This is a genomic window from Anaerococcus sp. NML200574, from assembly GCF_026131665.1.
Lineage (GTDB): Bacteria > Bacillota > Clostridia > Tissierellales > Peptoniphilaceae > Anaerococcus > Anaerococcus kampingae.
In genome coordinates this window covers 33,175-43,527 of sequence record NZ_JAMXSM010000013.1, presented here as the reverse complement: position 1 = coordinate 43,527, position 10,353 = coordinate 33,175, and the positions used below count along the sequence as shown (strand labels likewise).

General features: G+C 36.8%; 7 protein-coding genes. 6 read left to right on the top strand and 1 reads right to left on the bottom strand.

Annotation, left to right across the window (positions count from 1 at the left end; genetic code table 11):
* Positions 1-1,152: 1,152 nt before the first annotated feature.
* The 5 genes from NH286_RS06785 to NH286_RS06765 all read left to right on the top strand — a co-directional run bounded on the left by NH286_RS06785 (position 1,153) and on the right by NH286_RS06765 (position 4,987).
* Positions 1,153-2,325: an ATP-grasp domain-containing protein gene (locus tag NH286_RS06785; RefSeq protein ID WP_265237774.1), complete on the top strand. Its 1,173-nt coding sequence runs from the start codon at positions 1,153-1,155 to the stop codon at positions 2,323-2,325.
* The gene (locus NH286_RS06780; protein WP_106461039.1) at positions 2,325-3,062 is read left to right on the top strand and encodes an esterase family protein; all 738 of its coding nucleotides are present in this window, start codon (positions 2,325-2,327) and stop codon (positions 3,060-3,062) included. The genes NH286_RS06785 and NH286_RS06780 overlap by 1 nt, the downstream gene beginning before the upstream one ends.
* 437 nt (positions 3,063-3,499) lie before the next feature.
* Positions 3,500-3,940: a substrate-binding domain-containing protein gene (locus NH286_RS06775; RefSeq protein WP_265237772.1), complete on the top strand. Its 441-nt coding sequence runs from the start codon at positions 3,500-3,502 to the stop codon at positions 3,938-3,940.
* A 55-nt stretch (positions 3,941-3,995) separates the two neighbouring features.
* Positions 3,996-4,799 carry an alpha/beta hydrolase gene (locus NH286_RS06770; RefSeq protein WP_265237770.1) on the top strand — a complete coding sequence of 268 codons (804 nt, stop codon included), beginning with the start codon at positions 3,996-3,998 and terminating at the stop codon, positions 4,797-4,799.
* 101 nt (positions 4,800-4,900) lie between these two features.
* Complete coding sequence (locus NH286_RS06765) at positions 4,901-4,987, top strand: hypothetical protein (RefSeq protein WP_265237776.1); 87 nt, start codon at positions 4,901-4,903, stop codon at positions 4,985-4,987.
* Positions 4,988-5,372: 385 nt separating this feature from the next.
* Here NH286_RS06765 and NH286_RS06760 read toward each other — a convergent pair whose 3' ends face one another.
* Positions 5,373-6,527 (bottom strand): iron-containing alcohol dehydrogenase, encoded by a 1,155-nt coding sequence (locus tag NH286_RS06760; RefSeq protein ID WP_265237768.1) that lies wholly within the window; start codon positions 6,525-6,527, stop codon positions 5,373-5,375.
* A gap of 241 nt (positions 6,528-6,768) precedes the next feature.
* On the opposite strand from NH286_RS06760, the gene NH286_RS06755 reads away from it, so the two are divergent.
* Entirely contained in the window at positions 6,769-10,311 is a 3,543-nt protein-coding gene (locus NH286_RS06755; RefSeq protein ID WP_265237766.1) for a hypothetical protein, read from the top strand.
* Positions 10,312-10,353 lie beyond the last annotated feature (42 nt).

The window sequence follows — 10,353 nt, the reverse complement described above, 5'->3', positions numbered from 1 at the left end:
TTTCTTGCTAATTTATTTAAACTTATTTCGCCTTCTTCGTATTCTTTTATTACTTTTTTCTTTAATTCTAAACTATATTTTTTCATTGCAGCCTCTTTTCTAGCTACAACTTTTGGGGAGTCCTACACCCCTCCAGCTTTCCCCCTTAGACCCCCTTTTCCCTCACCCCCTCTGCTCCTTAGGCGGAGTGCGAACAGTGAAGATTGCCTAACGGCAATCCTCTATAAGTAGGCAAAACTCTTTGTACTAGCCATCTTTATTCCTACTGATTTTGACATTCCGATGCCTAAAAATCTCAATCTAGTCCAAATTTATGTTTTGTATATACTCTACATCTCAGTAGTTACAGAATTATAATTTGTACTCGTGCGTCAGGAGATTTTCTTAACGGCATCTCCATTTACAAAATCTCACGACCATGGGAGAATTATTCTGTATTCTGAGAGAATATCGACGTCAAAGTAGGGCTAAGGCTCGTTTGCCTTTGGCAAACATTGCGATAATAGGGTCTAAAATACTAATCTATGGGGAGATTTAAAATAAAAAGTCACCGTTAAGAAAATCACACTGACAACCATACTTAAATAAAAATATTGTAACTACTAAGATGACAAGTAACTATAAAATTCTTATTTGGACTAGATTGTGATTTTTAGGGGATTTTTGATTTTAAATCAGTAAGAACAAGGCCACCTACATACGAAGCAAACTGCTATACTAAAGAAGATTTTTGAAAAAAATCTACATATTTTGCCCTCCGCTAAGGAGTCGCTTGTGGGGTGTAACGGAGAGGGGTTTAAGGGGGACATAAACGCCCCTTGATTTGGGGCGTTTATGCCGGAAACATAGTGCGGTAGCACGGAGGAGTTTGCGTAGCAAACGGGTTTCCGTCCGATGAGGACCCATGCGAAAGGGTCCTTGGGCCTCCCCTTTGGCGAAGTCATCAGCTTGATGACAATAATTTATTATGAGATGACATTACGAAGAAAAATACTAAATAAAAATAATTCATTATAATGTAAAAATCCCAATAAAAAAAGCATATAATACTATTATCTTGGACAAAAAAAACCCCAACTAGGGGGTCCTTAAGGGGGAAGCCCCCTAAAGATAATTTATCTTGGATAAACATAGAAAGGAATAATAAGAAAAATGAATTTTATAATAATCTCTCCTCATTTTCCACCAAACTTTCAAAACTTTTCCCACCGTCTTAGGGCTAATGGGGTTAATGTATTGGGTATAGGAGATGAGCCTTATGAGAACTTATCTGATGAGCTTAAGGGCTCTCTTGGAGAATATTTTAGGGTTGATTCTCTAGAAAATCTTGATGAAGTTAAGAGGGCTGTGGCCTTTTTGTTTTATAAGCATGGGCCTATTGGTGGGCTTGAAAGCCACAATGAATATTGGTTGATGCTTGATGCTAAGCTTCGTGAACAATTTAATATACCAGGCCTTAAGCCGGATGACCTTCTTAAATTTAAGTATAAGTCTAGAATGAAAAAGTATTTCAAGGAGGCTGGTGTTCCTGTCCTTGATGGTTATGTGATTAAAAATGATGCTGATTTTAAAAAAGTTGTTGAAGAAATTTCCTATCCTTTTGTGGCTAAGCCTGATAATGGTGTTGGGGCTGGTGGGACTTTTAAGATTGAAAATGAGGCCGATGCTAATGATTTTTTAGCCAAGTGGGATAGGTCTATAGAATATTTCATAGAGCCTTATGTCGAAGATGGTCTTCTTTGTACTTATGATGGGATTGTTGATATGGATGGGGATATAATTTTTGAAACAGGTCTTTATCACACCATTCCTACCCTTGAGCTTGTCCGTGACCAGCTTGATCTAGCTTTTATTGTAAAAAGTGACCTCGATCCAAAAATCGTCGAATATGGTAGGGCTGCAGTCAAGGCCTTTGGCATGAAGGGGAGATTCTTCCATATTGAGTTTTTCAAAAGGGCTGATGGGTCTTATATAGCTATAGAATACAATAATAGGGTTACAGGTGGCTATGCCATAGATGTCTATAATCACGCCTTTTCCATAGATCTTTATGATATTTATGCAAGGATGGTTAAGGGTGAGAAGATTCCTAAAATTGCTAAGGCTCCTCACAATGCCCTTGGTCTAAGCCAAAGAGATATTTATACTTATTGCCATTACGAAGATGATATCAGGGCAAAATTTGGCGATAGGGTCAAGGAAGCAAGTCGCGCTGAAAAGGCCTTTGCTTCAATCCAGGGTGATTTTAAATATATAATCACGACTGATGATATAAATGAGATTGACCAAATCATTGATTTTGTCCACAAGCACAAGGAGGACTAATGCACGTTGAATTTTTAAGCCATTATTCGGGGATTTTGGGCAGGGAAATGTATATGAATAGGTATGGCTATTCGGGAATGCCTGTCCTAGTTTTCCCATCATCTGGGGGAAGTCACAACGAATTTGCCGACTTTGGCATGATTGATGCTGCCAAAGACTTTATAGAAGCAGGTAGGGTTCAATTTTTCACCCTATCTTCTATTGATGGAGAATCTTGGCTAGCTAATAAATCTATGCACGATAGGGCCCTTGCCCATAACCAGTACGATAAATATATAATTGAAGAGGCTATTCCCTTTATAAAGCATAAGACCGTTTGGTTTGACCCAATGATGACAACAGGTTGTTCGATGGGAGCCTTTCACGCTGTCAATTTCTACCTAAGGCATCCTGATGTATTTGCTAAGACTCTGGCCCTATCTGGAGTTTATGATGTTAGGTTCTTTGGGGGCGACTATGGGTCAGATATGGTAGTTTATGAAAATAGTCCGGCAGATTATTTATGGAATCAAAACGACCCTTGGTTTTTGGATAAGTACAGGGCTGGAGATATTATTGTTTGCACAGGCCACGGAGCTTGGGAAGATGATGGCCTGCCATCATTCTATACCTTAAAGCAAGCCTTTGAAGCTAAGCAAATCCCTGCCTGGTTTGATGAGTGGGGCTATGATGTGCCTCACGATTGGCCATCTTGGCGCAATCAATTGCCTTACTTCTTGGGACATTTATTTGGCTAAATATTATAAATAACAAAGAATTAAGGGGCTGTTGCAAAACTATGAATAACTATCGTCCCATTATTAGAAGATAGCCTGTCCGGCTCATGGAGGACCCGTGCGGAGCACTCGAGCGAAGCGAGAAAAGCCCGTCGGCTCCTTGAGACTCATGTGGAAAATTTTTGGGCCGACCGTCGGCTTCGGTTTGCCTGCCGGCTCATGGAGGCAATTAGCCCGTCGGCGTGTGAGACTTTTCACAAGGTTCCTCTAATGAATTGGGGACGATTTATTCATTCTGCAACAGCCCCTTTTTCTTATCCTAAAAGGATGTTAAAACAACTGACAAGAAAATTGTAAACGTCTATATAGATGAAATTGAGGCTATAGACCAGATTGTCAAGCTTTTTAAGGATAATTCTTACAAGAAACCCCTCTATGTGTCTTTGGATACTGCTTATATGTCTAGGTCCTATACTGCCAAGAAATCAGGTTTTGTTGAGGCTCTTTATAAGTATTATGACGATGTGAATTTTGTTGAATTTAAAGTAAAAGACCCAGAGGAAGATTTCTTGAAATTATTCGATTTTCTAAGGAAAAACCAGAATTATGACTCAATCCAATTTGAGTTAGCTAGGCTTGCTTTAAATGCCTATAAACTTATGGAAAATGAAGGAATAAAAATCCCTGAAGACCTTGGCATTATAGGTTTTGACAATATCCATACTACTGAATACATCAACCAAGCCATTGCATCAATCGTCCAGAGGATTTCAAACCATGTTGATTTTGCTATAGATAAGCTTCTAAAGATTTTAAATGATGAAAAGGCAGAAACAAATATTGTTTTAGAAGCAAAATTAATTGAAAAGGAAATCGCTTTTATGGGTATTAATTTATAAGAAGCTTTTGTTTAGGAAAGCAAATATTCGATATAGAAAAATTGGAGGAATGATCATGACAAATTTTATTGAATCTTTTGATGGCACAGCTTTATTTTACAACAAGGAAGAAGCAAAAAATGCCAAGGCTGCAGTTGTTATTGTCCATGGTCTGGCCGAACATTCTGGTAGGTACGATTATGTGGCTGAGAAATTTCACAATGCAGGTTTTTCGACCTATAGGTTTGACCATAGGGGTCACGGCCAATCTGAAGGCGAGAGAGGCTTTTACAAAGACTACAATGATATGTTAGAAGATGTAAATGTTGTGGTAGATAGGGCCATAGAAGAAAATCCTGATAAGCCAGTATTTTTGTTAGGCCATTCTATGGGTGGTTTTGCCGTAAGCCTATACGGGGCTAAGTATAAAGATAAGAACCTTGCTGGAGTCATCACTTCTGGAGGTCTTACTCATGATAATAATAAGATGACTGAAATGGTAGGTCCTGGACTTGACCCACACACAGAACTTCCAAACGAGCTTGGCGACGGGGTTTGCTCTGTAAAAGAAGTTGTAGAAGCCTATGTTGCTGACCCATTAAACCTTAAAAAATACCAACTGGGTCTTTTATATGCAGTAAAAGACGGAATAGCTTGGTTTAAGGAAAATGAAAAAGACTTTTCTTACCCAGTTTTAATCCTCCACGGCAGGGACGATGCCCTAGTTAACTTTAAAGATTCTTTTGACTTTTTTGAAAATAATTCATCTAAAGACTGCCAAATTAAAATCTATAAGGGTCTTTGCCATGAAATCATGAATGAATATGCCAAAGACGAAGTAATTGGCGATATAATTAGCTGGATAAATAATAGAATATAAGCAAGGAAGCTTTAACAACAAAAACGCTAGGGGGGGAATTCCTTGGCGTTTTTTTGATTTGCTTTTAGGGGGGATAAGATTGAAAATTATACTTACAAAAAGTGCCGGCAACAACCATAGTTGTGCCTATGATTTTGGCTTCTATATTAAATACCCTTGCCCCAAGTCTCCTTAAGCTTGGGCAATGACTATCAAGGGAGGTCTTAATGCTTAATTTATATAACCCTAGCTGTTGTAGTTAGCCAGCCTACCATAAAGAGGCTTAGGCTTCGCCATAGGATCTGGTATAGATTTAAAGGCGATATTTAATGGAGGAATTGAAGCTATAGTTTTATCTATCCTGTCCTTTCAATTATATTTTTTACAAGCCTTAGTTTTATATCATCTTGGATGTATACGTCTGTGTTAAAATTTAATTTTAATTCAATTGTATCGCCAACCAGTGTAGGATTAGTTAATGATGATGTATTACTATTTTTTTTATAAATACATTGTATCAGAAAAAGACGAGGATCTTTAGTTTCCTCGTCTTTTTTCTATATTAGGACTTTTCCAACAGCCACTTGTATCTTATTAGAAGTCTACCTTTTCTCCGTAATAAGCGGCGTGGTAGATTTTTTTGATGTCTTCTGGGCTTGTTTGTCTTGGGTTTGTAAGTGTACAAGCATCCTTGAAGGCATTTTCGCTCATTGTATCTAAAACTTCTTCGAATTTATCTTCTGGAATAACAGTGTTCTTACCATCTTTAATATTAGCACTTATACCAACAGCTGCATTTAACTTTCTAATTTCTTCAGCTATATCATCAACTCCAAGGATTTTTTCGATTTTATCATATTTATCTGTTGATTTTCTATTGTAATCGATGATGTAAGGAAGCATAATAGCATTGGCTTCGCCGTGGGTTAGGTGGAAGATGCCGCCGATTTTGTGGGCCATAGAGTGAACTATACCAAGTGAAGCATTGGTAAAGGCCATACCAGCTATACAAGAAGCAATGTGCATTTTTTCACGAGCTTCCATGTCATCTCCATTGTCATAGGCTTTCTTTAGATATCCAAAGACAAGCTCTATAGCTCTAATAGCATAAGGATCTGTAAAGTCATCAGCTGCTGTAGAAACAAAAGCCTCAACAGCATGGGTCATAACATCCATACCTGTAGCTGCTGTAATCTTAGGAGGCATGGTAGCAGGGATTCTCATATCAAGAAGGGCAACTTCTGGCACGAAATCTGGGTGAACAAGTGGGTATTTGATTTCCTTTTCTGTATCAGTGATAACAGAGAATGCTGTAATTTCACTAGCTGTACCAGATGTAGAAGGTATACAAATCATCTTAGCCTTGTTCTTAAGTGGTGGGTTATCAAAAGCAGCAAGTCTTTCGAAATCCCAATCAGGATATTCATAGAAAACCCACATAGCCTTAGCAGCATCCATAGCAGAACCGCCGCCGATAGCAATAATCCACTCAGGTTCAAATTCAGCCATCTTAGCCCCACCAGCTAGACAAGTCTTAACAGATGGATCTGGTTCAACACCATCGATGATTAAAACTTCCATACCAGCCTTTTCAAGCTGTTCTTTGGCCTCGTCTAAGAATCCAAATCTCTTCATAGAAGAGCCGCCAGTAACAAGGCAAGCCTTCTTGCCCTTTAGACTAGCAAGATATGTAAGAGCGTTTTCTCCATGTACAATATTGTTAGGTACTGAAAAAGTTGTATAAGTCATAAATTCCTCCGATTCTATATTTTGTTAATTAAATAACTAACTATCTGCAAATATTATACTCCAAGGGCTATTTATAAGCAATAGTTAAAAGTATATTTTAAGATTATAAAAAGTATTGTTAAGAATAAATTATTTTATTTCATTATATTAAAAAGATAGACAATATAGATAAAATGCTTAAAAATAAATAAATATATGATATAATAATATAAAATAGACAAGGAGGATGCCTGCGCACATTATGAAGAATAAAAATTTTAAAAATATTGTTTTATTAATGGCCCTTTCAATTGGTGCAATACTACCAAATACAGCCTACGCAGAAGAAAGCAATCAAGCTAACGATAAGCAAGCAAACGAAAAGACTAAAGAAGAAGTAATTGATACTAAAGAAAAAGCAAAAGCAAATTTAGATGCCAAAGAAGCAGACCTTGCCAAGGAAGAGAAAAATCTAAACGAAAAGAAAGAACCTTATGACAAGGCAAAATCAGAACTAGACCAAGCCCAAAAGGCAGTGGATGATAATCAAAAACAAATAGATGATACTCAAAAACAAATATCAGACAAGGTAGCTGAGGAAAAAAAGGAAAATCAAGCCCAAGTCGATAAAAGCAAAGAAAATATAGGGAAAACTGAGGCTGAGATAAAAGAAGCTGAAGAAAAAGAAACAAAAGCTAAGAACGATTTAGCAAATAATGAAACCAAGGTCGAAGAAGCAGAGAAAAAAGTCGAAGAACTAAACAAGGCCAATCCTGAACTAGGAAATCAAATTACAGAAGCCACAAAAAACCTAGATGCAGCCAAGGCTAAATTAGAAGAAGATAAGAAAGCTACACAAGAGATAGAAGATAAGCTTGGAAAAGATAAGGAAGAAGTCCAAAAAGCTCAAGCAAAGAAAAATCAAGTAGAAAAGTCTTATAATGATTTAAATAAAGCCAATCAAGAAAACTTAGCCAATATAGAAAATTTAAAAAAGGAAATAGCAGAAACAGAAGAAAAAATAAATGCAATCGACCTAGAAAGTCTTTCACAAGACCTAACAAATAAGGAAAATGACCTAGAAGTTGCTAAATCTAATCAAAATAAAAAACAAAAGGCTAAAGAGGATTTAGAAACTACCCTAAAAAATCTAAATGACAGATTAAATAAACGCTTAGCAGAAAGTGCTGCCAATAACAAGGCCCTAGAAGAAGCCCGAAAAGAAAAAACTAGGCTTGAAAAAGAGATAGAAGAAACAAATAAGAAAATAGCTGACAACACAACTATCATAGAAGAGTTAAAGAAAAATAATCAAGCCCTCGAGGAAAAAATTAATAATAACAAAAATGCAAACAAGGCTGCAGAGCAAGAAAAGAATGAACTAGCAGAAAAGAAAAATGCAGCCCAAACTGAGCTTTCTAAGCTAAAAGATGACCTAGCAAATGCACAAAAAGCCCTTGATGAAGCAGAAGCAGATGCTAAAAAAGCACCAAGCCCTGAAGATAAGGCAAAAGCCCAAGAACAATGGAACAAGGGTTCTGTGGGATTCTTTGAAGAAATGGGCTCAGCTGATGCTGCAAATGTATTTAGTAAATTACCAAAAGAAAATTATTTTGGTGGAGTAGAAAAAAATGGTAAAGAATATTTAGAAAAAAATAAGACCATGACTGCAGATGATTCTAGACAACTAGAAAATATGAAAAAGTCCATAGATGCCATCGGTATTATAAATGACAAAAGGCAAAAAGATGGAGGAATTGATGGTAGAAAGTTAAGCATCCTTAAGATTAGCGACTTTGATATGGCAGTAGCCCAAGCAAATGCAAATTTCTCGGCTTATCAGAGAGTCCATGCAACAGTTTATAATCCTCCTTATGAAAACTTGTCTTGGCATCCAGAAGAAGGACTTGATACCCCATCAAAATTTTTTGAATCTTCCCTAGAAGGCTGGTGGGATGAAGAAAAGAAGCTATTTGATCATTTAAGAAATAATGAGAAGCTTAAATCAAGAAAAGAAATGGATGCGTTTATAAAAGAAAATGAAAATGATATCGAAACAGAATTTGGGTCGACAGCAGTAGGCCACTATACAAATCTAGTAGATGACTTGATGTGGAAAGAAGGGGGAACACCTAGAGATTCTCAATCTGCAGGTTATGCAGTAAGACCAGGCAAACATGGATTTGTTAAGTCAGTCGTTCTAAATCCTACTGTAAGAGATAAGGGTCTATACTCAGTAGAAGAATACAAGGAAAGATTTTTAGACTACTATAATGGCCTAAAAGATGTTATGGCTGGCAATAAATCTATAAGCAAGAAAGATAAGGAAAAACTTGCTGATCTTAGAGCTCAACTAGCAGATATCAAGAAGAAGGTGAACGATAAAGAAGCTGAAATAGCTAAGCTTGATGAGTCTATTACAAAGCTAAATAGTTCCATAAATACTAGAAATGAATCTCTAAAGAAAGATAAGGCGACCCAAGAAGCTAATAAAAAACAAATTCTGGATTTAGACAAAGCAAATTCAGCTTTAATTAATTCTTTAAATTCTAAAAAATCAGCCTTAGATGAAATCAATAAGAAAATTGATGACTTAACCCAAAATGATAAAAACTACAAAGCAATTCAAGCTTTAAAACAAGATATAGCAGGCATTGAAGCTCAACTAGAAACTGCAAATAAAGACCTAGATGAAGCTAAGGCAGATTTAGATAAGAAGCAAGCAGCTAAAGATAAGGCCCAAGCTGAATTTAATAAGCAAAAATCTACCCTATCTGACCTTAACCAAAGTCTAGGCCAAAAGAAAAATGACTTAGCAGCTAAAACTAACCAATGCGAAAAGGATAAGGCAAAACTAGATGATTTGAATAAGCAAATCGAAGATGCTAAAGCAGAACTTGATGCAAAGAATAATATCCTAGCAAGCACAGAAGAAAACCTTAAGGCAAGCAAGGATAAGCTTGCAGCAAGTCAAAAGGCAAAGGATGAAGCCCAAAAAGCCCTTGATGCCTTGACAGATAAAAATAAGGCCTATGTGGCAGCCCTTAAAGCCCTTGACCAAGCTAAAGAAAACCTAGCAAATTCTCAAGAAGACTTAAAGCAAGCTCAAGAAGCTAAGGAAAAACTAAATAAAAAGTTAGCAGACTTTAAAGAAAAACTAGCCAAGGCAGAAGCTGCTAATAAAGAAGCCTTAAAGCTAGATGCAAATAATCTTGATAGCCTAATAGGCAATGCTCAGTTTGTATCACTTTTAGGCCAGTACAAGACTTTAGATGAAAAGATGCCAGGCCTAAAGGAGAAGCTAAAAGAAGCGAGTGACAAACTTGAGCCTATAAAAGCTGATTACAATAAGGCCAAAGAAGCCTATGACTTAGCTTACAAGGCTTATCTAGAGGCCAAGGCTCTCTATGAATCTTTCCTAGCCCAAGAAAGAATGACCTATCCATGGTATTTCTTCTCTTCTAACTCTTATGCATCTACAGTTGAAAAGGAAGACAAGAAGGAAAACAAAGAAAACAAAGAAAACAAAGAAAACAAGGCTGAAGAATCTAAAAAAGATCAAGCAAAAGAAAAAGAAGCTGACAAAGAAGCTAGCAAAGATAAAGAGCAAGCAGAAAAAGAAGCCAAGAAGGATGAAAAGGCAAAAGGTGGAGTAGCTATGGGTGATGTAGTAGCTGGAAGAAAAGCTAAAAATAACCCATCATCAGCACCAAAAACAGGTGTACCAGGCCTATCAATCTATGCAATCCTAGCAGCAGCTTCTATGGCAGGCCTAAAGGCAAGCAAGAAGAAAAAAGAATATTAAAGCTTAAAAATCAACTCCTCAGGGGGTTGATTTTTTATGTCT